The sequence below is a fragment of the Micromonospora sp. KC723 genome (assembly GCF_004348595.1).
Classification (GTDB): Bacteria; Actinomycetota; Actinomycetes; order Mycobacteriales; family Micromonosporaceae; genus Micromonospora.
Genome location: NZ_SMKD01000013.1, coordinates 12,075 through 36,257 on the forward strand (window position 1 = coordinate 12,075; position 24,183 = coordinate 36,257).

The 24,183-nt window shown below is 72.7% G+C and carries 20 protein-coding genes; 9 read left to right on the forward strand and 11 right to left on the reverse strand.

Annotation, left to right across the window (positions count from 1 at the left end; genetic code table 11):
* Positions 1-25: 25 nt before the first annotated feature.
* Genes E1165_RS05345 through E1165_RS05360 form a run of 4 tightly spaced genes read right to left on the reverse strand, consistent with a single transcriptional unit; the run spans position 26 to position 4,357 of the window.
* Positions 26-1,231, reverse strand: a complete 1,206-nt coding sequence (locus E1165_RS05345) for an ABC transporter ATP-binding protein (RefSeq protein WP_132388305.1) — start codon at positions 1,229-1,231, stop codon at positions 26-28.
* Positions 1,232-1,240: 9 nt separating this feature from the next.
* Positions 1,241-2,077, reverse strand: coding sequence for a carbohydrate ABC transporter permease (locus E1165_RS05350; protein WP_132388307.1), 837 nt, complete (start codon positions 2,075-2,077; stop codon positions 1,241-1,243).
* A 1-nt stretch (position 2,078) separates the two neighbouring features.
* Positions 2,079-3,074 carry a carbohydrate ABC transporter permease gene (locus E1165_RS05355; protein ID WP_132388309.1) on the reverse strand — a complete coding sequence of 332 codons (996 nt, stop codon included), beginning with the start codon at positions 3,072-3,074 and terminating at the stop codon, positions 2,079-2,081.
* Entirely contained in the window at positions 3,071-4,357 is a 1,287-nt protein-coding gene (locus tag E1165_RS05360) for an ABC transporter substrate-binding protein (protein ID WP_132388311.1), read from the reverse strand. The genes E1165_RS05355 and E1165_RS05360 overlap by 4 nt, the downstream gene beginning before the upstream one ends.
* Positions 4,358-4,617: 260 nt before the next feature.
* Here E1165_RS05360 and E1165_RS05365 point away from each other — a divergent pair, with 260 nt between their 5' ends.
* The 3 genes from E1165_RS05365 to E1165_RS05375 all read left to right on the forward strand — a co-directional run bounded on the left by E1165_RS05365 (position 4,618) and on the right by E1165_RS05375 (position 6,290).
* Positions 4,618-5,322, forward strand: coding sequence for a VOC family protein (locus E1165_RS05365; protein ID WP_132388313.1), 705 nt, complete (start codon positions 4,618-4,620; stop codon positions 5,320-5,322).
* A gap of 213 nt (positions 5,323-5,535) precedes the next feature.
* Entirely contained in the window at positions 5,536-5,967 is a 432-nt protein-coding gene (locus tag E1165_RS05370; protein ID WP_132388315.1) for a hypothetical protein, read from the forward strand.
* Positions 5,968-6,014: 47 nt separating this feature from the next.
* Complete coding sequence (locus E1165_RS05375) at positions 6,015-6,290, forward strand: hypothetical protein (RefSeq protein WP_132388317.1); 276 nt, start codon at positions 6,015-6,017, stop codon at positions 6,288-6,290.
* Positions 6,291-6,348: 58 nt separating this feature from the next.
* Here E1165_RS05375 and E1165_RS05380 read toward each other — a convergent pair whose 3' ends face one another.
* From E1165_RS05380 to E1165_RS05390, 3 genes are read right to left on the reverse strand one after another with little or no spacing between them, the layout of a single operon-like run.
* Complete coding sequence (locus tag E1165_RS05380) at positions 6,349-7,143, reverse strand: DUF4184 family protein (protein ID WP_132388319.1); 795 nt, start codon at positions 7,141-7,143, stop codon at positions 6,349-6,351.
* Between the two features lie 28 nt (positions 7,144-7,171).
* Positions 7,172-7,870 carry an HAD family hydrolase gene (locus E1165_RS05385; protein WP_132388321.1) on the reverse strand — a complete coding sequence of 233 codons (699 nt, stop codon included), beginning with the start codon at positions 7,868-7,870 and terminating at the stop codon, positions 7,172-7,174.
* 33 nt (positions 7,871-7,903) lie between these two features.
* On the reverse strand, positions 7,904-10,654 hold the full coding sequence (locus tag E1165_RS05390; RefSeq protein WP_132388323.1) for a glucosidase: 2,751 nt from the start codon (positions 10,652-10,654) through the stop codon (positions 7,904-7,906).
* A 45-nt stretch (positions 10,655-10,699) separates the two neighbouring features.
* Here E1165_RS05390 and E1165_RS05395 point away from each other — a divergent pair, with 45 nt between their 5' ends.
* The 4 genes from E1165_RS05395 to E1165_RS05410 all read left to right on the forward strand — a co-directional run bounded on the left by E1165_RS05395 (position 10,700) and on the right by E1165_RS05410 (position 16,125).
* Positions 10,700-12,640: an amylo-alpha-1,6-glucosidase gene (locus E1165_RS05395; protein ID WP_132388325.1), complete on the forward strand. Its 1,941-nt coding sequence runs from the start codon at positions 10,700-10,702 to the stop codon at positions 12,638-12,640.
* Positions 12,641-12,781: 141 nt separating this feature from the next.
* The gene (locus tag E1165_RS05400; protein WP_207916608.1) at positions 12,782-14,110 is read left to right on the forward strand and encodes a glycosyltransferase family 4 protein; all 1,329 of its coding nucleotides are present in this window, start codon (positions 12,782-12,784) and stop codon (positions 14,108-14,110) included.
* Between the two features lie 75 nt (positions 14,111-14,185).
* On the forward strand, positions 14,186-15,205 hold the full coding sequence (locus tag E1165_RS05405; RefSeq protein ID WP_132388329.1) for a serine/threonine-protein kinase: 1,020 nt from the start codon (positions 14,186-14,188) through the stop codon (positions 15,203-15,205).
* 110 nt (positions 15,206-15,315) lie between these two features.
* Positions 15,316-16,125 (forward strand): metal-dependent hydrolase, encoded by an 810-nt coding sequence (locus E1165_RS05410; RefSeq protein WP_132388331.1) that lies wholly within the window; start codon positions 15,316-15,318, stop codon positions 16,123-16,125.
* Between the two features lie 10 nt (positions 16,126-16,135).
* On the opposite strand, the gene E1165_RS05415 is transcribed toward E1165_RS05410, so the two are convergent.
* Both E1165_RS05415 and E1165_RS05420 read right to left on the reverse strand, forming a co-directional pair.
* The gene (locus tag E1165_RS05415; RefSeq protein ID WP_132388333.1) at positions 16,136-16,729 is read right to left on the reverse strand and encodes an NTP transferase domain-containing protein; all 594 of its coding nucleotides are present in this window, start codon (positions 16,727-16,729) and stop codon (positions 16,136-16,138) included.
* 228 nt (positions 16,730-16,957) lie between these two features.
* A complete protein-coding gene (locus E1165_RS05420; protein WP_165945146.1) occupies positions 16,958-18,709 on the reverse strand; it encodes a bifunctional 3'-5' exonuclease/DNA polymerase in 1,752 nt (583 codons plus the stop codon).
* A gap of 61 nt (positions 18,710-18,770) precedes the next feature.
* On the opposite strand from E1165_RS05420, the gene E1165_RS05425 reads away from it, so the two are divergent.
* Positions 18,771-20,585, forward strand: a complete 1,815-nt coding sequence (locus E1165_RS05425; RefSeq protein ID WP_132388335.1) for an ABC transporter ATP-binding protein — start codon at positions 18,771-18,773, stop codon at positions 20,583-20,585.
* Complete coding sequence (locus E1165_RS05430) at positions 20,582-22,363, forward strand: ABC transporter ATP-binding protein (RefSeq protein WP_132388337.1); 1,782 nt, start codon at positions 20,582-20,584, stop codon at positions 22,361-22,363. The genes E1165_RS05425 and E1165_RS05430 overlap by 4 nt, the downstream gene beginning before the upstream one ends.
* Here E1165_RS05430 and E1165_RS05435 read toward each other — a convergent pair.
* Together E1165_RS05435 and E1165_RS05440 are read right to left on the reverse strand one after the other, a co-directional pair.
* On the reverse strand, positions 22,341-23,261 hold the full coding sequence (locus tag E1165_RS05435; RefSeq protein ID WP_132388339.1) for a carbohydrate ABC transporter permease: 921 nt from the start codon (positions 23,259-23,261) through the stop codon (positions 22,341-22,343). The genes E1165_RS05430 and E1165_RS05435 overlap by 23 nt on opposite strands.
* A 1-nt stretch (position 23,262) precedes the next feature.
* On the reverse strand, positions 23,263-24,171 hold the full coding sequence (locus E1165_RS05440) for a carbohydrate ABC transporter permease (protein ID WP_132388341.1): 909 nt from the start codon (positions 24,169-24,171) through the stop codon (positions 23,263-23,265).
* Positions 24,172-24,183 lie beyond the last annotated feature (12 nt).

Below are 24,183 nucleotides of genomic sequence, written 5' to 3' on the forward strand. Positions count from 1 at the left end.
CTGGTGACCGGTCCCGGGCCGCGGCTCAGTCGGCGAGCGCGCCGCCCGACCGGCCCTCGTGCAATGTCAGGTTGTGGCCGGTGCTCGGGTCGAACAGGTGGATCTTCTCCAGGTTGAACCAGACCCGCCGGTCCTCCCCCTCCCGCACCGACGACTCGGCCGACAGCCGGGTCACCAGGCTGGCACCGCCGCCACTGAAGTCGGCCCCGGCGTCGGCCGCCAACTCCTCCAGTTCGGCGGCGCTGGCCCGCTGTCCATCGACGGTGAAGTAGACGTACTTGTCCGAGCCCATCGACTCGACGATGTCGACCGGCGCGGTGAACTCCATGCCCCGCCGGCGGGTGTCGTCGTCGACCAGTTCGGCGTCCTCGAAGTGCTCGGGGCGCACGCCGAGGATCAGTTCGCGGGGCGCGTCGGCGCCCTCGAGCTGCCGGCGGATCCGCTCGCCGATCGGCACGTCGCCCAGGGCCGTCCGCAGTTTCCCGTCCTCGACGGCGGCGTGCAGGAAGTTCATCGACGGTGAGCCGATGAAGCCGGCGACGAAGAGGTTGCGGGGGTGGTCGTACAGCTCCTGCGGGGGGCCGACCTGCTGGATCGCGCCGCCCCGCATGATGACCACCCGGTCGCCGAGGGTCATCGCCTCGGTCTGGTCGTGGGTGACGTAGACGGTGGTGGTGCCGAGCTGCTTCTGCAGCCGGGACACCACGGTACGCATCTGCACCCGCAGCTTGGCGTCGAGGTTGGACAGCGGCTCGTCCATCAGGAACGCCTTGGGCTGCCGGACGATCGCCCGACCCATGGCGACCCGCTGGCGCTGGCCGCCGGAGAGGTTGGCCGGCTTGCGGTCCAGCAGCGAGGTCAGCTCCAGGACCTTCGCGGCCTCCTCGACCTTCGAGTCGATGGTCTGCTTGTCCAGCTTCGCCAGCCGCAGCGGGAAGGCCATGTTCTCCCGCACGGTCATGTTGGGGTAGAGCGCGTACGACTGGAACACCATGGCGATGTCCCGGTCCCGGGGGGCCTTGTCGTTGACCCGCTGCCCACCGATGCGCAGTTCGCCGGAGCTGATGTCCTCCAGCCCGGCGATCATGTTCAGGGTGGTGGACTTCCCGCAGCCCGACGGGCCGACCAGGATGACGAACTCGCCGTCGGCGATCTCCAGGTCGACGTCGCGTACGGCGGCGGTGCCGTCGGGGAAGCGCTTGCTCACCTTGTCCAGCACGATGTCAGCCATTGTTGTCACCTATCCCTTGACGGCGCCGGAGGTCAGGCCCGAGACGATGCGGCGTTGGAAGAAGAGCACGAACAGGATGATCGGAATGGTGATCACCACGGCGGCGGCGCAGATCGCCCCGGTGGGGTCCTCGAACTGCGACTCGCCGGTGAAGAACGACAGCGCCACCGGCACCGTCCGGGCCCGTTCGGTGGAGGTGAGCGTGATGGCGAACAGGAAGTCGTTCCAGCAGAAGATGAAGACCAGGATCGCGGTGGTGAACAGCCCCGGCGCGGCCAGCGGGGCGATGACCCGCCGGAACGCCTGCCCCTGGGTGGCGCCGTCCATCTTCGCCGCCTTCTCCAGGTCCCACGGGATCTGCTTGAAGAACGCCGACAGGGTGTAGATCGCCAGCGGCAGGGCGAAGGTGATGTACGGCAGGATCAGTCCCGGCCAGGTGTCGAAGAGACCGAGCTGGCGCTCGATCTCGAACAGCGGCGACACGAGCGACACCTGCGGGAACATCGCGATCAGCAGGGAGACGCCGACGAGCAGCCGCTTGCCGGGGAAGTCCAGCCGGGAGATCGCGTACGCGGCCATCGCACCGAGCACCACCGCGATCGCGGTGGCGATCAGGGCGATGCCGATCGAGTTGACCAGGGCCCGGACGAACTGGTCGGTGGCGAAGATGCTCCGGTAGTTGTCCAGCGTCCACTCCCGGGGCCAGAACCGGCCGTCGGTGAGGGTGGCCGGGGTCTTGAACGACAGTGAGGCGATCCAGAGCACCGGGACCAGCGCGAAGACGACGACGATGACGTCCAGCAGCCCCCAGCGCAGCTTCGTCCGGGTGGTGGTGTCGACTGCCATCTCAGCGCCTCTCCCCGTCGTCGCTGCCGGGGGCAGCGGTACCGAACAGCTTCACGAACACGAAGGCGATGATCGCCACGGTGAGGAAGATCAGCACCGACATCGTCGAGCCGATGCCGAGGTTGAGGCCCCGGATCAGGTTGTTGTAGGCGAGCATCGACACCGAGGAGGTCTCGTTGCCGCCCGCGGTCAGCACGAAGATGTTGTCGAAGACCCGGAACGCGTCCAGGGTGCGGAACAGCAGCGCGACCAGGATCGCCGGCTTCATCACCGGCAGCATCACCTTGGTGAACCGCTGCCAGGCGGTCGCCCCGTCGGTGGAGGCCGCCTTGAGCAGGTCCTCGGGGACCAGCGCGAGGCCGGCCATCAGCAGCAACGCCATGAACGGAGTGGTCTTCCAGATCTCGGCCAGCATGATGATCGCCAGCGAGCTGGCCCGTTCGGTCAGCGGCGCCCCGTCGCCGAACAGGTTGGCCAGGTAGCCGGTGCCGGGCGTCCAGGCGTACCGCCAGGAGAACGCGGCGACGACCGTGACGATGCCGTACGGGATCAGGGCGGCGGTGCGGACGATGCCGCGCCCGACCAGGGTCCGGTGCATGATCAGCGCCAGTCCCATGCCGAGCACCAGTTCGACCGCGACGGTGACCACCGTGATCAGCATGGTCACGCCGAACGCGGTCCACCAGAACTCGTTGGTGAGGACGGTGGCGTAGTTCTCCAGCCCGACGAACTCACGCTGGTCAGGAAAGCGCAGGTCGAAGCGCTGCAGCGACAGCCAGACCGAGTAGACGATCGGGTACGCGGTGACCAGGACCATGACCAGCGCGGCCGGGGCGCAGAGCAGCCAGCCCAGCCGGCGTTCGGCCTTCTTGTTCTCGCTCAGCGGGGTCTTCGCCCGGCGGCGGGCCCGCTGCGCGGGGACGGCGGCGTGCCGGCCGGTGCCATGTTCCGCGGCGGCGCTCACGTCCGCGCCGGCGGGGGTGACGTTGATGCTCACGGCAGGACCCCCTTCGACTCCAGCGCGTCTGCGATCGCCCGCCGCAGCTCGGCAGCGGTCCGCTGGGGTTCGATCGCCGAGGGCGGTGACAGGATCGCCGACATCACGGTGGAGATGCTCTGGTACGCCGGGCTCAGCGGGCGTACCGCCGGCTCCTTCAGCTCCGCCAGGATGGTGTCCTTCATCGGGTACGCCTCGTCCATCTCCGGGTCGTCGTAGACCTTCTCGATGGTGGGCGGGACGCCGTCTTTGACCGCCGAGAACTTCTGGTGTTCCGCGTCGCGCAGGCACTTCGCGGCCTCGAACGACTCGGCGGGATGCCTGGAGTAGGCGCTGACCGCCAGGTTGATCCCGCCGATGGTGACCTTGCTGGGGGTGCCGGCGTCGACGCCGGGGACGCGGGCCCAGCGCACCTTCCGCGCCAGCGCCGGGTCGGCCTCCTGGAGCGCGGGGTAGACGAAGGGCCAGTTGACCTGGAAGGCAGCGCCGCCGGACTGGAACTCCAGCCGGACCGGGTCCTCGGTGGCGTTGCTGAACGACGGCGAGGTCACGCCCGACGTGGCGAACCGCTTGAGCAGGTCGAGCGCCTTGACGGTGCCCTCGTCCATGACGGCCTGCCGGCCGTCGTCGCTGATGATCCTGCCGCCGGCGCTCGCGGCGAGGGTGTTGTAGAGGACGACCAGGCCCTCGTACTGGGCGCCCATGGTGAGCACCTGGTAGGGCTGGCCCCGCCGCTTCAGCTCCTGGGCGGCGGAGATCATCTCGTCCCAGGTGGCCGGCGGCTGGGCAACCAGGTCGGTGCGGTACCAGAGCAGTTGGACGTTGGTGTTCTTCGGCGCGCCGTAGAGCCGGTTCTCGTACCGGGCGGTGTCCAGCGGGCCGGCGAGGGTGCCCTGCTCCACCTCGGCCCGGTCCTGGCCGGTCCACTCGCGGATCCAGTTGGCGCTGGCGAACTCCTGGGTCCAGGTGACGTCGAGGCCGAGCACGTCCATGCCGCTGTCCTCGGCGGCGAGCCGGCGGACCAACTGCACCCGCTGGTCGTCGGCCTGCCGGGGCAGCACCCGGTAGGCGATCGTGTAGCGGCCCCCGGCCTGGGCGTTGCAGTCGTCGACCACCTGTTGCAGGTTCTGCTCCGGCGGGTAGTACAGGTTGATAATGGGCGTACCGCCGTCGTCGCCGGAGCCGCACGCGGCCAGCGGCGCGACCAGCGCCAGCGCGGCGGCTGCCGCGCCGACCCGTACGCCCGGTCGGCGTCGGTGTCCAGGCGCTTCGGGGTCCGTCATCGCCCTCCCCCTTCCTTCGGCGAGAAACCGGGGAGGCACCCGTGCCCCGGTGCACGGCGAGACGGCCCGGGACAGGCGGGTTGTGGAGATTGCGGCCCCCGGACGTTTCGTGCGCCTACACTGCCCGAGCGGTGAGGTCGCGAAACATCAGCGACCGCGGCGGCCCTGGTGGGCGGCGGGGGCGACGGCTGCGGCGACCGTGACGCCGGCCCGGGTTCCGGGGCGCTGCGCCGCCGGCCCCGGCCCGGCATGATGGCCGGATGATCGCCCGTTTCAAGGACCTCTGCATGGACGCTGCCGACCCCCACGCGCTGGGCGGCTTCTGGACCCGGATGCTCGACGGCGAGCTGGTCGACACCGGCGACGGCGACACCCGGATCGACCCGCGCGCCGCCCGCTCCGACGCGGAGTCGATCTGGGTCAACCGGGTGCCCGAGCCGCGTACCGGGAAGACCCGCGTCCACCTGGACCTGCGGCTGGCGGGGAACGGGCCGGACGCGCTGCTGGCCGCCGGCGCCCGGCTGGTCCGCGAGCCGGACACCGAGATCGGCTGGTGGGTCCTCGCCGACCCGGAGGGCAACCACTTCTGCGCCTTCGCCCCGGGCGAGGACACCCGGCCGGGCGTCTTCGAGCTGGTGGTGGATGCCGCCGACCCGGTTGCCCAGGCCACCTGGTGGGCCGGGGCCGTCGGCGGCGAGGTGTCGGTCGCCGAGCAGGGCCACGCCTCGGTGACCGGCGCCGCCGGCTTCCCGTGGGACCACTGGGTCTTCGACCCGGTACCGGAACGAAAGCGGGTGAAGAACCGGGTGCACTGGGACGTCACGCTGACCGGTCCGACCGCCGCCACGCTCATCACGGCGGGAGCGACCCTGTTACGCGAACCGGACGACCGGATCAGCTGGTGGATCCTGGCGGACCCGGAGGGCAACGAGTTCTGCGCCTTCCCGCCGCGCCCGGCGGACTGACCGACCACCCCGTCCCACCTTGTAACACGGGCCGGCTACCCCGCGCCCCGCCCGTGGACTAGCGTCAGAGGGGACTCCCCCAGCCAGCGCGTCGCCGTCGAAGTCGATACGCCGCCGGCCGACCCACACCCGCCCGATCGGTTGGTTCTCGCGCGAACCGCCCTCTGCCAATCCACCGGTTGGGCAGGATCCTCTTCACGAGGAGGTGCCGTCGTGCAGGACACCCGCGCTCTCGCCCTGACGTTCGAGGTGAGCGGCCTGCCACCGGTCAAGACCGAGGCGCTGTCCATCTTCGCCGCCGGGCATCGGCAGGCGACGAGGGTCCGCGCCCTGCTCCAGGCGGCCTGCACCGCGGCCCAGCGCACCGGCTGGACGCCGCTGGACGGGCCGGTCGAGGTCGACCTGACCCTGCGGTGCCCGCCCGGGCATCGCACCTCGGACGCCAGCACCCTGCTCGGCGGGGTGTGCGCGGTGCTCCAGGACAAGAAGCGGGTCACCACCATCGGGCTGGCCCACCTCGGCGTCCTGGTCGACGTCGCGCTCTACGGCGACGACCGGCAGATCCGCCGGTTGTCGTACCGGGAGGAGCCCGCGGAGGACTTCTCCTACCAGGTGCGGGTGGCCGCGGTGTCCACCGTGGTTTGACCGACGTCCGCGGTGGGGTACCGCGGACGCCGACGAAGGGAGCGCCGATGTCAGAGCCACATGTCACGTTGGACCCCCGCGGGCTCGACCCCGTGCAGGAGAAGCTGCGCGGCCCGCTGGAGGAGCAGCTGACCTCGGCGTTGCAGGCCGCCACGGACCGGGTCCGCGCCGGCTACGCCGGTGAGCCGGTCGAGCAGGTCTGCCAGCGGCTGCTGGACGAGACCCGCTCCGGCCTGCACCCCGACATCGCGGCCGGCTTCCAGCCGGACATGGACGAGTTCTGTCGGGTGGCCGTGGCGATCGTCCGCGGCGAGGTCGGCTGACACCTGCCCGGGCCCGCCGACGGACGCGGGTCGCCGGGATGGCGAAGTCCTGTCGCGGTCAGCCGGGCTGGCGCTGCCTGTGGTCGAGTCGGCCCGTCGGGCCAGCCTGCCCCCGGGGACGGGCGGAGAGCGTACCCGTGGCGGCCGCCCCGACGATCAGCGCGAGGGCCGCGAGGTGCAGCAGGCGTACCCCGGCGGGGCCGGGCACCCCGGCAGCCGGCAGGCCGGGCAGCACCAGCGACCCGACACCGGTGACGACGAGCGCCGCGGCCCAGAACACCGCCGGCCTGGCCGGCGGGGCGGGCGGGCGCACCCCGTCGAAGATCCGGCCCCGGCGGGCGGCCCGCAGCGCCAGGCCGACCACGACGGCACCGCCGACGGCGCTGCCGACCAGGTCGGAGAAGAACCACCAGGGCACGCCGACGGTCGCCTGAAAGTCCCGCCCACCCATCAGCAGCAGCCACCGCTCGGACTGGTTGACCCGGTCCCAGACGACGTGGCTGAAGGCGCCGAGCAGCGCCGAGCAGACCGTCACCTGCCAGCGGTGCCGGACCGCACCGAGGGCCGCGTAGTCCAGCCAGGCGAACGCGTGTCGGGCCGGCAGGTGCACGGCGATCCCGGCGACCACGCGGCGGACGACCCAGGCGTACGCCAAGGCCACCGGCAGGCACCACCAGAGCAGTCCGCCCAGCGTGTGGGTACGCAGCCCGAGGTCGATGCGGGTGCCACTGAACAGGTACGCGACGTCCGGCGACACCGAGCCGGTGGCGAGGGCCACGCCGTCGAACCAGCGCGGTCGCCACAGCTTCAGCGGCAGCACCGGCGCCAGGTGCGAGGGAAACGTCAGCGGCACGAGCCGGACGTTACCCGGCGCGCCCCGCTCAGAAGTGCCGAAGCAGCTCGGGGAACTCCTTCAGGCGCAGCACGCCGGGGTCGTCCGGGTCGAGCTCGTCGTGTTCGAGCACCCAGGTGTTGTCGTTCGGGATGAAGACGGCGTTCATGCCGGCCGACCGGGCCGGCAGGATGTCCGACTTCGGGGAGTTGCCGACCATCCAGGCGCGCGCCGGGTCGAAGCCGTGCTCGCGGGCCAGCCACCGGTAGGTCGCCTCGTTCTTCTCCGGCACGACGTGCGCGGCGTCGAAGTGGTGCAGCAGGCCGCACGCGTCGAGCTTGCGCTGCTGTTCCTCCCGCTCACCCTTGGTGAGCAGCAGCAGGTCGTACCGGCCGGCGAGGGCGTCGAGAGTGTCCGCGACCCCTGGCATCAGCTCGACCTGGTGGGCGACGAGCGCGGCGGCCAGCCCGTCGATCTCCCGGCGTTCCCGGTCGGTGGCCGGACGCTCGCGCAGCCGTTCCAGGCACTCGCCGAGGCTACGCAGGAAGACCTTGCTGCCGTAGCCGTGGACGACGGCGTTGGCGGCCTCGATGTCGTCCAGGACGGCGCGGATCTCACGGCGGTCCAGGGTGGGATGGTCCAGCCAGTCCAGGAAGTCGTCGATCACCCGCTCGAAGAGGACGTTGTTCTCCCAGAGCGTGTCGTCGGCGTCGAAGACGAGCACCGCCGCGTCCCGCCGCTGTTCCATTCTCGCCCTCCCGGTCACCGTGTCCGGGACACGCTACTGCACGCCGCCGACCGGGTCAGCCGGGTTCTGCCCGGGCGGCCGGCGCAGGGTGAGGATGAGGTCGACGACCAGCGCCGTCCAACCGGTCTGGTGCCAGGCCCCCAGGCCGGCGCCGTTGTCGCCGTGGAAGTACTCGGGAAAGCAGATCAGATCCCGCCAGTCCGGGTGGGTCTGGAAGAGCTGGGCGGCGCCGTAGATCGGCCGCCGACCCCAGCCGTCCCGGGTGAACAGCGAGATCAGCCGGGCCGAGAGGTCGTCGGCGATCTGCTCCAGGGTGCACTTGCGCCCGGAGCGGGTCGGGTACTCGACCTGGAGGTCGTCACCGAAGAAAGCGGCGTAGTCGCGCAGCGCGTTGACCAGCAGGAAGTTCGTCGGCATCCAGATCGGCCCGCGCCAGTTGGAGTTGCCGCCGAACAGGCCGCTGGTCGACTCGGCCGGCTCGTAGCCGACGCTGAACTCGTGCCCGCCCAGGGTCACCGAGAAGGGCTTGTCCAGGTGGGCGCGGCTGAGTGTCCGCAGGCCGTACTCGGAGAGGAACTCGTCGGGGTCGAGCATCCGGGCGAGCAGGCGGACCACCTGTTCCGGGCCGACCATGGACAGCAGCCGCTGCTGTCGGCCGTCCGGGCCGATCCGGCGGGCGCCGATCACGTCGGCGTACTCGGGGCGCTGGCTGAGGAACCACCGCAGCCGGGCGCCCAGTTCGGGCAGGCGGTGCAGGGTACGCGCGGTGAGCCGGGTGGTGGCCGCCAGCGGCAGCAGCCCGACGACCGAGCGGACCTTCAGCGGCACCTTGCTGCCGTCGGCCAGCCGCAGCACGTCGTAGAAGAAGGCGTCCTCGTCGTCCCAGAGCCCCTGCTCGTACGCCGCCGCGGCGATGTACGCGAAGTGCTCGAAGAACTTGGTGGCGGTGTCCACGTACGCCCGGTCGTGCTCGGCGAGCACGATCGCCATGTCGAGCAGGTTGAGCGCGTACATGGCCATCCAGCCGGTGCCGTCGGACTGCTCCAGCACCCCGGCGACCGGCAGCGCGGCGGACCGGTCGAACGGGCCGACGTTGTCCAGCCCGAGGAAACCGCCCTCGAAGACGTTGTTGCCGCCGGTGTCCTTGCGGTTGACCCACCAGGTGAAGTTGAGCAGCAGCTTGTGCATCACCCGGGCGAGGAACTCGTGGTCCCGGCTCCCGTCGATCTCGAACACCTTGAGCGCCGCCCAGGCGTGCACCGGCGGGTTGACGTCGCCGAAGGCCCACTCGTACGCCGGGATCTGCCCGTTGGGATGCAGGTACCACTCGCGGAGCAGGAGCAACAGTTGCTCCTTGGCGAAGCCCGGGTCGACGCGGGCGATGGTGACGCAGTGGAACGCCAGGTCCCAGGCGGCGTACCAGGGGTACTCCCAGGGGTCGGGCATGGAGATGACGTCGAAGCTGTTCATGTGCCACCAGGCGCTGTTACGCCCGTGCCGGCGACCGGGCGGCGGGGGCGTCGACCCCGGGTCGCCCTCGAGCCACCGTTTGACGTCGAAGTGGTAGAACTGCTTGCCCCACATCAGCCCGGCGATGGCCTGGCGGGCGACCAGGGCCTCGTCGGCGGTGGCCGAGGCGGGGATGACGCCGGCGAAGAAGCGGTTCGCCTCGGCCCGCCTCGCCCAGACCACGGTGTCGAAGCCGGCGCCGAGATCGGCTCGCGGTGGGGTCGGGCCGCCGGGTGGCGGGGCGGTCCGGGTCAGCCGCAGCCGGATCTGCCGCTGGCCGCCGGCGGGCACGTCGAGGACGTAGTGCAGTGCGCCCTTCGTCCCCTCACCCGCCGGGTTGACGGTGGCCGCGTCGGCCACGACGTGGTCGTTGATGCCGTCCTTCGGGTACGGCGACCGGCCCGGCAGCCCCCACAGCCGCTCGGCGTTGGTGTCGTTGTCACAGAGCAGCGGGGTCGGGTCGCCGTCGCCCTCGAGCGTGATCTGCCCGAGCACCCAGTGCTCGCCGACCAGCCGGGATCCCTCGCCGACCAGCTTCGGCACCCGGCCGGCGCCGGGCAGCCCCCAGGCCCAGGTGTTGCGGAACCACAGGTGCGGCAGCACGTGCAGGGTGGCCGCCTCGTCACCCCGGTTGGCCACGGTCACCAGGATGCACATGTCGGTCGGGGACGCCTTGGCGTAGTCGACGGTGACCGCCCAGTACCGGTCGTCGTCGAAGACGCCGGTGTCGACCAGCTCGTACTCGGTCTCGTCCCGGCCGCGCAGCGCGTTGACCGCGACCAGTTCGTCGTACGGGAAGGCGGCGTGCGGGTAGTGGTAGCGCCAGCGCATCCAGGAGTGGGTGGGGGTGGAGTCCTCGTACCACCAGTAGTCCTTGACGTCCTCGCCGTGGTTGCCGCCGTCGCCGCCGAGGCCGAACATCCGCTCCTTGAGGATCGGGTCCTGGCCGTTCCACAGGGCGAGCGCGAAGCAGAACGTCTGCCGGTCGTCGCAGACGCCCGCCATGCCGTCCTCGTTCCACCGGTAGGCTCTGGACCGCGCGTGGTCGTGGGGAAAGTAGTCCCACGCCGTACCGTGCTCGCTGTAGTCCTCCCGTACCGTCCCCCACGCCCGCTCGGACAGATAGGGACCCCATGCACGCCAGTCCTGCTCGCCGGCGTCGGCTTGGGCGAGCCGGAGCCGTTCGGCGTCGGCGGAGGGTACGTCGGAGGGCGAACTGTCGGTGAACACGTGCCAATCTTGGACGCCGTCGGGGTACTTGACCACAGCGGCCATTGTCGTCGTGTCGTGTTACACCTCGCCGCGGTGGGAGGAAACTAGTTGATCGACATCGGTTTCGGGCCTCAGGTCTGCGCCGAGCTGTCCACCGGGGCGACCCGGGAGTGGCTGGTGCCGGACGGTCTCGGCGGGTACGCCATGGGCACGGTGAGCGGGTTGCGGACCCGCCGCTACCACGGGCTGCTGGTGACCGCCGGGGAGACACCGGCCGCCCGCAAGGTGGGACTGGTCAGCCTGGACCCGGCGGTGCTGCTGCCCTCCGGCACGCGGGTGCGCCTCGGCACGCACGAGTGGTCCTCCCGGGTGGTCGATCCGCGCGGCTTCGAGCTGCTGGAACGCTTCGACCTCGTCGACGGGCTGCCGCGCTGGCGGTGGCGGATCGGCGACGTGGTGATCGAGCGGGAGATCGCCATGCTGGCCGGGCGGTCGTGCGTGGCGGTGGTGCACCGGCTGGTCGCGGGCGGACCGGTCCGGCTGGAGCTGAGCGCGGCGTGCACCTGGCGGGACGCGCACGGCGAGCGGCGCGCCGACGGCCCGCCGTTGCGGATGGAGCCGGTCGACGGCGGCGCGGTGATCGAGGGCGCGTACCGGCTGTCCGGGCCGGACTGGCGGCCGGAGGGGCAGTGGTGGCTGGGCGTGCGCCACCGTGAGGAGGCGGCCCGGGGCCTGCACCCGGAGGAGGACCTCTGGTACGCGGGGCGCTTCTCGGGCGCTCTGGAGCGCCCCGGCGACACGGTGTCGGTACGGGCCTGGGCGTTGGATCTCGGCCCGGAGCCGCCGCCTGCGGTGGAGGTGGTCGAGGCCGCCCGGCGGCGCAACCGGCAGGTGGTGGCCGCGGCCCGACCGGCCGACGACGTCGAGGCCACCCTCGCGCTGGCCGCCGACGCGTTCGTGGTGCGTACCGCCCCCGGGCCGGACGTGGTGGCCGGGTACCCGTGGTTCGGCGCCTGGTCGCGGGACACGATGACCTCGTACGAGGGGTTGTTCCTCTGCACGGGTCGGGCCGACGAGGGACGGGAGCTGCTGCGGTCGTACGCGGCGACGCTGTCGGAGGGGATGCTGGCGAACACCGCCGACACCGGGCGGGTGGAGTACAACACCGTCGACGCCACCCTGTGGTTCCTGCACGCGGTGAGTCGGCACGTCACCGTCACCGGCGACACGGATCTCGGTGACGAGTTGCTGCCGGCGCTGCACGGCGTGGTGCGGGCGCACGTGGCCGGCACCCGGTACGGCATCGGGGTGGACCCGGCCGACGGGTTGATCACCCAGGGCGGCACCCCGGGCGCGGCGCTGACCTGGATGGACGCCCGGGTGTACGGGGTGCCGGTGACCCCGCGCACCGGCAAGCCGGTGGAGGTCAACGCGCTCTGGGTGAGCGGGTTGGCCGGCCTGGCGGAGCTGACCGAGCTGGCCGGGGCGGACGCCGCCGAGCTGTGGCGGCTGCACGCCCGCGCCGAGGAGGCGTTCGGCAAGCGGTTCCCGGCGCCGACCGGGTGGCTGCACGACGTGGTGGACGCGCCGGCCCCGGCGTACCCGCTGGGCGGGGCGGCGCACCACGACGACGACCTGCTCCGGCCGAACCAGTTGCTGGCCTGGTCGCTGCCGTACGCCCCGCTGGAGCCGGACCCGGCGGTGTTGCGCCGGCTGGCGGCCGGGTTGGCCACCCCGTTGGGGCCGCGCAGCCTCTCCCCCGACTCGCCCGATTTCGCGCCCCGGCACCGGGGTGGCCCGGCGGAGCGGGACACCGCCTACCACCAGGGGACCGTCTGGCCGTGGCTGGTCGGTCCGTTCGTCGAGGCGCACCGGAAGGCCGGACTACCCACCGATGACCTTTTGGTCGGACTTGTAGGCCATTTGGGGGAGTATGGCCTAGGATCAGTCAGTGAGACGGCTGACGGCACCGCGCCGCACGCCGCCACCGGCTGCCCGTTCCAGGCGTGGTCGGTGGCCGAACTGCTGCGCGTCCGGAAGGCCGGATAGGCACGCGTTACACACCGGCAATCACCACGTCTCCGCTGGTTATCCACCAGTCGGCAGGATGGGCCCCACCTTGGGCCAAGGCGACGGCACCCCTTCGGTGTCCGACCGCGCGTGCCCCGGACACAACTCAAAGGGGGCCGCATGTCACCTGACGCCGACGTGATCGACATCAACCCCGCCCGGCACCAGCGCGTGCTGATGCTCTCCTGGGAGTACCCGCCCGTGCTCGTCGGCGGACTCGGCCGCCACGTGCACGCCCTGTCCGTGGCCCTGGCCGCCGCCGGACACGAGGTCACCGTCATCACCCGACACGCCGACGGCGCACCCCTCGAGGAGTACGCCGACGGCGTCCGCATCCTCCGCGCCCCCGAAGACCCCGTCACCTTCCCCCTCGCCACCAACTCCCTCCTGGCCTGGACCATGGCCTTCAACCACACCCTCACCCGCACCGCCCTACGCGCCACCGAAGCCGGCACCTACGACGTCGTCCACGCCCACGACTGGCTCGTCGCCCACACCGCCATCACCCTCGCCGAACACCTCGACATACCACTGGTCACCACCATCCACGCCACCGAAGCCGGCCGACACCAGGGCTGGCTCCCCGACGAGATGAACCGCACCATCCACGGCGTCGAACACTGGATCAGCAACGCCTCGGCCCGGGTCATCGCCTGCTCCGGGTACATGCGGGACCAGGTCACCCGGCTGTTCGACGTGCCGGCCACCAGGGTCGACGTGGTGCCCAACGGGGTCGACGACCGCGCGTGGCGCGCCCGACCCCGGGCCGTCGCCTCGGCCCGGGCCCGGTTCGCCGGGGACGGGCCCCTGGTCGGGTACGCCGGGCGGCTGGTGTACGAGAAGGGCGTGCAGCACCTCGTGCACGCCGTGCCGTACCTGCGCGAGCGGCACCCGGGGCTGCGGGTGGTCATCGCCGGGGACGGGCCGTACAAGGACGAACTGGTCGACCAGGCGCGGCGGCTGCGCCTCGACGAGACCGTCCGCTTCGCCGGATTCCTGGACTCCACCCAGCTTCCGGCCGTGCTGGCCGCCACCGACGCCACGGTGATCCCCAGCCTCTACGAGCCGTTCGGCATGATCGCGCTGGAGGCCGCCGCGGCGGGCGCGCCGCTCGCCGTCGCCGACACCGGTGGGCTGGCCGAGATCGTCGAGCCCGGCGTGACCGGGGTGACCTTCCCGCACAGCGACCCGGACGCGCTGGCCGGCGCGGTCGACCGGCTCATCGGTGACGAGGTCTTCGCCCGCCGGGTGGCCCGCCGCGCCCGCAGCATGGTCAGCGAGCGGTACGGTTGGGCCACCATCGCCGCCCGGACGGCCGGCAGCTACGCCGCCGCCCGCCGCGAACACGGGTCGTTCCAGGCCCGGCGGGCCGGCGCGCTGCTCGGCGGGCGGTCGCGGATCCTCATCCCGGAGGGCAACCTGCTGGCGATGGACGGCGCCGCCTGCTGAGGCCGACCGGACAAGCGATAGGCCCGCCCCGATCCATTGGCTACCGTGGTGCGTCAGCCAAGGGTGAGGAGAGCGGTGCAGCACGTAGTGATCGCCGGCCGGTACCGGCTGGTGGAACCGGTGGGCCAGGGCGGCATGGGTCGGGTGTGGCGGGCCGTCGACGAGGTGCTGCACCGTGAGGTGGCGGTCAAGGAGGTCGTTCCGCCGCACTGGCTGTCCGAGGTCGAGGGCGACGAGTTGCGGCTGCGGACGCTGCGCGAGGCGCGTACCGCGGCCCGGCTCCGCCACCCCAACGTGGTCCGGGTCTACGACGTCGTTCCGGTCGCCGGGCACCCGTGGATCGTGATGGAGTACATCCCCTCCCGGACGTTGCAGGCCGTCCTGGACCGCGACGGCCCCCTGGACCCGGTCCGGGCCGCCGGCGTCGGGCGGGCGCTGCTGGCCGCGCTGCGCGCCGCCCACACCGCCAACGTGCTGCACCGGGACGTCAAACCACAGAACGTGCTGGTGACGCAGGACGGGCAGATCATGCTCACCGACTTCGGGCTGGCCACCTTCAGCGGGGAGGAGGGGGTGCTGACCCGCCCCGGGATGGTGCTCGGCTCGCCCCAGTTCGTCGCCCCGGAACGCGCCGCCGAGGGCGTGTCCAGTGTCGAGGCGGACCTGTGGTCCCTCGGCGCCACGCTGTACGCCGCCGTCGAGGGACGCCCGCCGTACGCCCGGGGCACCGCGGTGGCCACCCTGGCGGCGCTCGCCGCCGACCCGCCCGACCCCGCCCCCCACGCCGGGCCGCTCGCACCCGTGCTCGCCGGCCTGCTGTGCCGGGATCCCCGCCGGCGCATCGGTCACGACGAGGCCGAACGGCGGTTGATAGCCGCCGAGCGCGGTCCGGAACCGGAACCGGCCGACGAGGAGGAGCCGACGACGATGCTGCGGATCGAACGACCGCCGCCCCCGCCGCCGTGGCCCGGAGCGTCCCGGCCGCCTGCCACCGGAGAACCCGCGACCTCCCCCGCGGCGTTCCCGCCGCGCGGCGCTCCCCGGTCGTACCCGGGCGCCCTGCCGCCCGCGCCCTGGGCGCGGCCCGGCTCCTGACCTGACCAGTAACTCTCCCCAGTGGACCGACCGGTTGATTGCCCCGTCGGCGGCGGCTCTGACACAGTGGCGTAGTTTGTCGATCAAGGACCTGGGGAGGGCGATACGCCATGATGGGACCGTCCCACGCGCTGTCGGGCGCGGCGGTGTGGCTGACCGGCTCGTGGGCGTTGGACCAGTTCGCGGACTACCACCAGTCGCCGTTGGCGCTGGCGGTGGGCACCGCGGTCTGCGCCGGCGGGGCCCTCTTCCCCGACCTGGACCTCTCCGGAAAGGTCACCCGCAACCAGGGCGGCGCGACGGTGGCCCGCACCTTCGGCGTCTTCTCCCTCTTCCTCGCCGAGGTGATGGAGAAGGTCTCGCTCGGCGTCTACTACGCCACCAAGCTCAGCCGTGATCCCCGCCGCAACAACGGGCACCGGACCCTGACCCACACCATCCCGTTCACCACCCTGGTCGGCTGGGGCACCACCACGCTGTGCACGGCGTACGGCAAGTGGGCGGTGGTGGGCATCCTGTTCTTCATGATCGGGCTGGCCCTACGCGGCCTGTTCGACCGGTGGGCGGAGCGGGCGGGCTGGGTGATCGTCACCCTCGCCTCGGCCGCCGCCGCCTGGTACACCTTCGCCAACCTGCCCGGCGACCGGGGCTATCCGATGATCGGGCTGGCCGTCGGGGTGGGCTGTTTCGTGCACATCCTGGGCGACATGATCACCAAGGCGGGGGTGCCGATCCTCTGGCCGATCCCGATCAAACGACGGATGTGGATGATGGTCGGCCTGCCGAACAGCATCGCGTTGCGGACCGGCAGCAAGGCGGAGGTCGTCGTGCTGCGTACCGCACTGACCGTGCTCTCCGTGCTGGCCGCGATGGGCCTGATGGCGCCGTCGGTGCTGCAACGGTTCAACATCGAGGTCTGACGGCGCGGGGTCAGGCGCCGACCCGCTGCGGCGGGACGGTCAGGCCGTAGAGCGCCATCAACTCCGGGGTGTCCACCCGGCTGCCGTCGGCCACCGAGTCGCAGGAGATGTCGACGATCTGGTCCTTGTGGGCCAGCAGGTACGGGCGGGCCCCGACGTCCGCGCTGGCCAGCGTCGCGATGCCCGACCAGTGCCGCCGGCCGAAGAGCATCGGGTAGCCGCGCAGACCGTCGTAGGTGGCGCAGACCAGCACGTCCGGGTACGGCAGCGCGGTGACCCGCCGTACCGCCGCGGCGGTCAGGCCGGGCATGTCCACCGGGACCACCACGACCGCCTCGATGTCCTCGTCGGTGATCGCGGCCAGGCCGGCGCGGATGGAGGAACCGACGCCGGTGCTCCAGGCCTGGTTGACCACCACGGTGGCCCGGGACAGGTCGGCGGTCTGGCGCACCTGGTCGGCGGCGGCGCCCAGGACGACCACGATCTGCCCGCAACCCGCCTCGGTCATCGTGTCGACCATCTGGTCCACCAGGGGCCGCTCCCCCTGGTGGAGAAGGGCTTCCGGGCCGCCGATCCGGCGCCCCCCGCCCGCCGCGATGATCATGCCTGCGATCCGGTTCAGCGGTGCCACCTCCGTCGTGAAGACGGACCGAGCAGGGCTGCCCGGTCCGTTGCGCACACCGGACCCAACGACGACCCGGGGCACGGGGTGGCGGGGCAAATCGCCACATTCTAGATAGATTCCCCGTCACCACTCATCGCCCGGCCTGGTCGTGACCAGCACGGCGGCGACACCAACGGCCAGCGCCGACCCCGCCAGAACCCCGGCCGGTCAGGTCGCGTCGGCGTAGCAGTCGACAACGGACAGATCCAGCGGAAACCGGACCGGGGAATCGCCGAACAGCAGCGCCGACGCCCGAGCGCCGGACCGGGTCACCGCCTCGGCGACCACGCCCGCCTGCCCGGCCGGACAGTGCACGATCACCTCGTCGTGCTGGAAGAAGACCAGCTCCGCCCCGGTGCCGGCCAGCTCCCCACGGAGCGTGGCGAGCAGCGTCGAGGCCCACTCGGCGGCGGTGGCCTGGATGACGAAGTTGCGGGTGAACCGGCCCCGGGACCGGGCCGCCCGGGCCCGCGGCGACTGCCGGTCGTCGCCGCCGGGCACCTGGTCGACGGCCTCACCGTCGGCCAGGCCCACCGTCCCCGGCGGGCAGGTACGCCCCAACCAGGACCGCACCAGGCCGCCCGCCTCACCGGTGCGGGCCGCCGCCTCCACGTAGGCGAAGGCCGTCGGGTAGTGACGCCGCAGCACCGCCAGGGCGGGCACGGCCATCCCACCGGTCTGCCCGTACATCGCCCCCAGCAGCGCCAGCTTGGCTCGGGCCCGGTCACCGCCGAAGGCGTCCCGGGCCAGGGCGGCGTAGAGGTCACCCGCCGCGCCCGCCGTGGCGAGCCGGGCGTCACCGGAGACCGCGGCGAGCACCCTCGGCTCCAGCTGGCCGGCGTCGGCGACCACGAACCGCCAGCCCTGGTCGGCCACCACCGCCCGGCGGATCACCTTCGGGATCTGCAACGCTCCCCCGCCCCGGGTCGCCCACCGGCCGGACACGACCCCGCCCGGGACGTACTCGGGATGGAAGCGGCCGTCGCGGACCCAGGCATCCCGCCAGGCCCGGCCGTGCGCCGTCCAGATCCGGTAGAGCTCCTTGTATTCCAGCACCAGCGGCACCGCCGGATGGTCGACGCCGCGCAGCACCCAGGCCCGGGTGTTCGGCAGCTCCACCCCGGCCCGGGCGAACGCCCGCAACAGCTCCGCCGGCGAGTCGGCGTGCACCTGCCGTACGCCGAACGCGTCGGCGATCCGGGCGGCCAACTCGGCCAGCCGGCGGGGCGGCCCGCCCACCGGGGACACCTCGCCGAGCAGCTCGGCGAGGATCGCGTCGTGCACGTCGGCCCGCCAGGGCAGCCCGGCCGCGCCCATCTCCACCGCGATCAGCGCGCCGGCCGACTCGGCGGCCACCAGCAGCCGGAACCGGCCGGGATGCGCGGTGGCCGCGATCCGGGCCAGTTGGTCGGCGTACACCCGGGCCAGCGCCGCGCCGCCCGGGCCCGGCGGCCCGGAAACGGCGTCGAAGAGCGCGCCCTGGCCGTGCCCGGGCGGGGCCGGCGGCCGGGGCGGTGGATCGACGGGGACAGCGGACCCGACCAGCCGGGCGTAAGCGGCGGCCAGCGACCGGGGCTCACCCCAACGGCCGGCGTGACCGAGCAGCAGCGCCTCGGTCAGCTCGACGTCGTGGCAGCGCTCCAGCCGCACCCCGGCGCGCAGCAGCACCGGGTAGAGTGCCGCCGCCGAAGCGAGGACCCAGCGCGGACGCCCGGCGGCCTCGCGGGCGGCGACGGCGGCGACCAGGTCGGCGACCGGCTCGGCCGGCCCGGCGGGGCGGCCGGCGCCGTCGAGCGACTGGAGCACGCCCCCGCCCCGCTCGTCCGCCACCACCGCCACCAGCACGGCTGCGATTCTGCCCCGCCCCTGTGACACACCGGCCCGCCCGCCGGCAGGCTCCGGCGGCAAGCTGGCCGGCATCACCGTTCCGCGGCGGAAAACAGGGCAGTGAGGCACGGATCGAGTCGGTAGCGTGGGCCGGATGCCCCCGCAGATCCCGCATCCCGACCCCGGCACACCGGACCTCGGCGGACCCCTGCGCTACCTGTGGTGGCTGGTCCGCTGCCAGCCCTGGCGGGCCCTGCGCGGCAGCCTGCTCGGCACCGCCTGGATGGTCGGGCTGTCGGTCCGGCCGTACCTGATCTCCCGGGCGGTGGACGACGGGCTGCGGGCCGGCGACATCCGGGCCCTGACCGCCTGGGTCGCGGCCATCGTCGCCGCGGGCCTCGGGCTGTCCTGGCTCGGCATCATGCGGCACCGCACGATGACGTACATCCGGGAGGACGCGAAGGCCCGCTCGGCCGCGCTGGTGCTGCGACAGCTCGCCCGGATCGGCGCGGTGCTGCGACGCCGGGTCGCCGCCGGCGAGGTGGCCACCGTCGGCGGCTCCGACATCGACTGGACGGCCCAGGTGCTCACCCTGACCGGCCCGGGCGTCGGCGCGGTCGTCGCGTACGCGGTCGTCGCCGGCGTGCTCTGGTCGATCTCCCCCCTCCTCGCGCTCTGCGTGCTGGTCGGGGTGCCGGCGGTCGGGCTGGTCGTCGGTCCGCTGCTGCGCCGGCTCGACGGGGCGGAGTCGGTCTACCGGCAGCACCAGGGCGCACTCACCGCCCGCTCCGGCGACATCGTCGCCGGGCTGCGGGTGCTCGCCGGGGTCGGTGGCCGCGACCTGTTCGCCCGCCGGTACGCCGCCCGCTCCCGGGACCTGCTCACCGAGGGGTACCGGGTCGGCGCGGTCTACAGCTGGATCGACGCGGCGACGATCGCGGTGCCGGGGCTGTTCCTCGCGGCCGTGGTGTGGCTGGGGGCCCGGATGACGGTGACCGGCCAGATCAGTGTCGGGGAGCTGGTCGCCGTGTACGGCTACGTGGCGGCCCTCATCGTGCCGGTCTGGTTCCTGCTGGAGGGCAGCCACCAGTTCATCCGGGGCCGGGTCGCCGCCCGCCGGATCATCGCCCTGCTCGTCCTGGCCCCCGACGACGTCGGCGGGCCGCGTGACGGCGGTCCGTCGTCGCCGCGCGGCGGCCTGGCCGGGGCGAACGCTCCCGGCGCGATCCCCGACGCCCGCCGGCCCGAACCCCCTCCGGCGCACCCCGCCGACCTGCACGACCCGGTCACCGGGCTGACCGTCCACGCCGGCCGGCTGACCGCTGTCGCCGCCGACGACCCGGCGGACGCCGTCGCGCTGGCCGACCGGCTCGGCCGGTACGTCGTCAGCGACGTCACCTGGGGCGGCCGGCCACTCTCCGCGCGCCCGTTGGACGAGGTCCGCGACCGGATCCTGGTCGCCGAGCACGACTCGTACCTCTTCGCCGGAACGCTGCGGGAGATCCTGCGTACCGGCCCGGAAACCGGCGACGAGCAGATCACCGAGGCCCTGCGGGTCGCGTCGGCCGAAGACGTCACCGACTCCCTGCCGGCAGGTCTGGACTCCCCGGTCGACGTCCGGGCCCGGACGCTCTCCGGCGGCCAGCGGCAGCGGGTACGCCTGGCGCGGGCGCTGCTGGCCGAACCGGAGGTGCTGATCCTCGTCGACCCGACCTCGGCGGTGGACGCGCACACCGAGGCACGGGTCGCCGAGCGGCTGCGCGCCGCCCGGGTTGGACGGACCACCGTGCTGCTCGCCACCTCGCCGCTGCTGCTCGGCCGGGCCGACACGGTCGCCCACCTGCGCTCCGGCCGCGTCGTCGCCACCGGCACCCACCTCGAGCTGCTCGACCGCGACCCGGGCTACCGGGCCCTGGTCGACCGGGACAGCGCCGACGAACCCGCCGAGCCGCAGGGGGTCCACCCGTGAACGGCCTGCCGGTGGCCGACCGCGGCACGGTGCGCCGGGCGCTGCGCGGCCTGCTGCGCCGGGACCGGCGTACGGTGGCTCTCCTGCTGGCGCTGCACGGCGCCGCCGCGATCGCCCGGCTCGCCCCACCGTGGCTGCTCGGCGTCATCATCGACCGGGTCGGCGCGGGCGCCGGGGTCGCCACCGTCGACCGGCTGGCCCTGGCCATCGGCGGCGCCGTCGTGGCGCAGGCGTTGCTCTCCCGGTACGCGCAGTACGCCGGCCACCGGTTCGGCGAACGGGCCGTCGCGGAGCTGCGCGAGGAGTTCGTCCGGTCCACGCTGCGGCTGCCCGTCTCCGTCGTCGAACGGGCCGGCGCCGGGGACCTGGCCACCCGCAGCTCGGTCGACGTGTCGACGGTCGGGACCACCGTGCGGGACGTGGTGCCCACCATCGTCATCTCCTCGGTGCAGTTGGCGCTGCTGTTCGGGGCGATCTTCCTGCTGCATCCACTGCTCGGCCTGGCGGCGCTGGCCGGGCTGCCGTCGATCTGGCTGGTGACCCGCTGGTACCTGCGCCGGGCGAGCCCCGCCTACCTGGCCGAGGGCGCGGCGGCCGCCGACCTGACCGAGGCGCTGACCAGCACGGCCGAGGGCGCGCGTACGGTCGAGGCGCTGCGCCTCGCCGACGACCGGATCGCGCACGGCACCGCCCGGATAGACCGGGTGTGGCGGGCCCGACGGGCGACCCTGGCGCTGCGCACCGTCTTCTTCACGGTCGTGGAGGCCAGTTACCCGCTGCCGGTCGCCGCGGTGCTGCTCGTCGGCGGGTACCTGCTGCACGCGGGGTCGGTTCCGCTCGGCGCGGTGGTCGCCGCCGCGCTCTACCTGCAACAGGCGATCGAGCCGCTGGACCGGCTGTTGCAGTGGACGGAGCAGGCGCAGCGGGGCTTCGCCTCGTTCGCCCGGGTGCTCGGCGTCGGCCTGGTGCCGCCGGAGCCGCCCGGCCGGGCGTCCCCGCCCGGCGGCGAGCGGCTGGTGGTCCGCGACGCCCGCTTCTCGTACGTCGACGGGCCGGACGTCCTGCACGGCATCGACCTGGAGGTGAGCCCCGGTGAGCGGCTGGCGGTGGTCGGTCCGTCGGGTGCCGGCAAGTCCACCCTGGCTCGGCTGCTCGCCGGGATCGACCGGCCACGGCGCGGCGTGGTGAGTATCGGCGGTTGCCCTGTCACCGATCTGGACCCGGCCGAGCGGCGGCGGCGGATCGCCCTGGTCACCCAGGAGCACCACGTGTTCATCGGCTCGCTGCGCGACAACCTCGCCTTCGCCGCGCCGGACGCCTCCGACGAGCGGATGCGCTCGGCGCTGGCCACGGTGGGCGCCGACTGGTCGGCCCGGCTGCCGGACGGGCTGGACACCCCGCTCGGCGACGGCGCCCGGCAGCTCGATCCGGCCGAGGCCCAGCAGCTCGCGCTCGCCCGGCTGGTGCTCGCCGACCCACACACGCTGATCCTCGACGAGGCCACCGCCGCCCTCGACCCGACCACCGCCCGGCGTACCGAGCGGGCGCTCGCGACGCTGCTCGCCGGGCGTACCGTGATCGCGATCGCGCACCGGCTCAACACCGCGCACGACGCCGACCGGGTGGCGGTGCTGGAGGGCGGGCGGATCACCGAGATCGGCAGCCACGACGACCTGCTGCGGGCCGGTGGGGCGTACGCCTACCTCTGGCGCTCGTGGCACGCCGAGCGGCGCGGCGGGGCCCCGGGGCCCCGGGCTACTTCACCGCGCCCGAGGTGAGGCCGGACTGGATCTGGCGCTGGAAGACCGCGTACACGACGATCATCGGCAGGATGGCGATGGTCAGGGCGGCGAACAGGCCGGACCAGTCGGCCTGGTAGCCGGCGTTGACCGAGATGTCGGCGATGCCCTGGGTGAGCACCCACTTGTCCTTGGCGTTGGAGAGCAGCACCAGCGGAAGCTGGTACTGCGCCCACTGGCCGATGACGTTGAAGATGGCCACGCTGATCAGCCCGGGCTTCGCCATCGGCAGCATCACCTGGAAGAACAGCCGGGTGTGCGAGCAGCCGTCGATCATCCCCGCCTCGGCGACCGAGTTCGGCAGCGTCCGGAAGAACGCCGCCAGGAAGAAGACGGTGAACGGCAGCGAGTACGCGATGTAGACCAGGATCACGCCGGTGTGGGTGTCCAGCAGCCCCAGGTTCCGCACCACGAAGAAGAGCGGCACCAGGGCCAGGAAGACCGGGAACGCCAGCCCGGAGACGAACAGGTAGTAGATCGCCCGGTTGCCGACGAACCGGTACCGGGCCAGCACGTACGCCGCCATCGACCCGAGCAGCATGGTGCCGAGGGTGCCGCACGAGACGACGAACACGCTGTTGAGGAAGTACCGGCCGACGTTCGCCCTGGTCCAGGCTCGGCTGAAGTTCTGCCAGCGCAGCTCGGCCGGGAGCGTCCACGGGCTGCCGAAGATCTCGCCGGTGTCCTTGAACGCGGCCAGAAACGTCCACAGGATCGGCACGATGACGATCACCGCCCAGCCGGCGAGCGCCACCTGCCCGAGACCGGCGAACAGCCGTACCTCCCGGTGGGCGGTGGCCCGGCGAGACCGGCCGGCCCCGGCGGTCCGGGCCGGCGGAGGCGCCGCCGGGGTCGGCGGCAGCGTCTGCGACGTCATGTCAGTACTCCACGCTTTCCCGCTTGGTCAGCCGCAGCGTCAGCGCCGCGAACGTGATGGTGAGGAAGAACAGCGCCACGCCCATCGCCGAGGCGTAGCCGTACTTCGAGTAGACGAAGGCGTTGCGGTAGATCTCCATCGCCAGCACGGTGGTCGCGCCGTCGGGGCCGCCGCTGTCCACCGACAGGACCGCGACGATGGCGAACGCGTCGAACGCGGCGATGCCGAGGTAGACCCAGGCCACCTGGAGGGTGTCCCAGAGCAGCGGCAGGGTGACCCGGAAGAACAGGGTCACCCGGCTCGCCCCGTCCATCTCGGCGGCCTCGTAGATCTCGCCCGGGATGGCGGCCATCCCGGCAGAGAAGAGCACCACGTAGAAGCCGACCGCCTGCCAGACCAGCACCGCGATGATCGACCACAGCGCCAGGTTGGGCCGGATCAGGAAGAGCACCGGGTCGAGACCGAGCTTCATCAGCACGCCGTTGACCAGGCCGGACTCGTTCGGCCGGTACACCATCTGGAACAGCACCGCGATGATCGCCACCGCGAGGACCTGGGGGAAGAAGAACACCACCCGGTAGAACCCCGCCCCCCGGACGCCCTGCCGTTGCCCGCCGCTGCTCTTTCCACCGACGTTGAGCAGGAAGGCGAAGAAGAGCGCGATGGCGATGGTGATCAGCGGCAGAGCGAGCAGGAGTACGCCGTGGTGCTGGACGGCCTTCCAGAAGCTGCCGTCGTCGAGCAGCCGCCGGTAGTTGTCGAAGCCCACCCACCGCGGGGCCGACAGCCCCCGCCAGTTGGTCATCGAGATCTGGAACGCCTGCGCGTACGGCGCGATGACGAAGACCACGTACAGCGTGACCGGGGCGACGAGGAACCCCACCACGAACGGATACCTGCCGTGCCGCATGATCCACGCTCC

Excerpts from the sequence above, each read along its gene's own strand:
- E1165_RS05345 (WP_132388305.1), bottom strand. The coding sequence starts at position 1,231 with ATGGCTGACATCGTGCTGGACAAGGTGAGCAAGCGCTTCCCCGACGGC.
- E1165_RS05350 (WP_132388307.1), bottom strand. The coding sequence starts at position 2,077 with ATGGCAGTCGACACCACCACCCGGACGAAGCTGCGCTGGGGGCTGCTG.
- E1165_RS05360 (WP_132388311.1), bottom strand. The coding sequence starts at position 4,357 with ATGACGGACCCCGAAGCGCCTGGACACCGACGCCGACCGGGCGTACGG.
- E1165_RS05365 (WP_132388313.1), top strand. The coding sequence starts at position 4,618 with ATGATCGCCCGTTTCAAGGACCTCTGCATGGACGCTGCCGACCCCCAC.
- E1165_RS05375 (WP_132388317.1), top strand. The coding sequence starts at position 6,015 with ATGTCAGAGCCACATGTCACGTTGGACCCCCGCGGGCTCGACCCCGTG.
- E1165_RS05385 (WP_132388321.1), bottom strand. The coding sequence starts at position 7,870 with ATGGAACAGCGGCGGGACGCGGCGGTGCTCGTCTTCGACGCCGACGAC.
- E1165_RS05390 (WP_132388323.1), bottom strand. The coding sequence starts at position 10,654 with ATGGCCGCTGTGGTCAAGTACCCCGACGGCGTCCAAGATTGGCACGTG.
- E1165_RS05400 (WP_207916608.1), top strand. The coding sequence starts at position 12,782 with ATGTCACCTGACGCCGACGTGATCGACATCAACCCCGCCCGGCACCAG.
- E1165_RS05410 (WP_132388331.1), top strand. The coding sequence starts at position 15,316 with ATGATGGGACCGTCCCACGCGCTGTCGGGCGCGGCGGTGTGGCTGACC.
- E1165_RS05415 (WP_132388333.1), bottom strand. The coding sequence starts at position 16,729 with ATGATCATCGCGGCGGGCGGGGGGCGCCGGATCGGCGGCCCGGAAGCC.
- E1165_RS05420 (WP_165945146.1), bottom strand. The coding sequence starts at position 18,709 with ATGCCGGCCAGCTTGCCGCCGGAGCCTGCCGGCGGGCGGGCCGGTGTG.
- E1165_RS05425 (WP_132388335.1), top strand. The coding sequence starts at position 18,771 with ATGCCCCCGCAGATCCCGCATCCCGACCCCGGCACACCGGACCTCGGC.
- E1165_RS05435 (WP_132388339.1), bottom strand. The coding sequence starts at position 23,261 with ATGACGTCGCAGACGCTGCCGCCGACCCCGGCGGCGCCTCCGCCGGCC.
- E1165_RS05440 (WP_132388341.1), bottom strand. The coding sequence starts at position 24,171 with ATGCGGCACGGCAGGTATCCGTTCGTGGTGGGGTTCCTCGTCGCCCCG.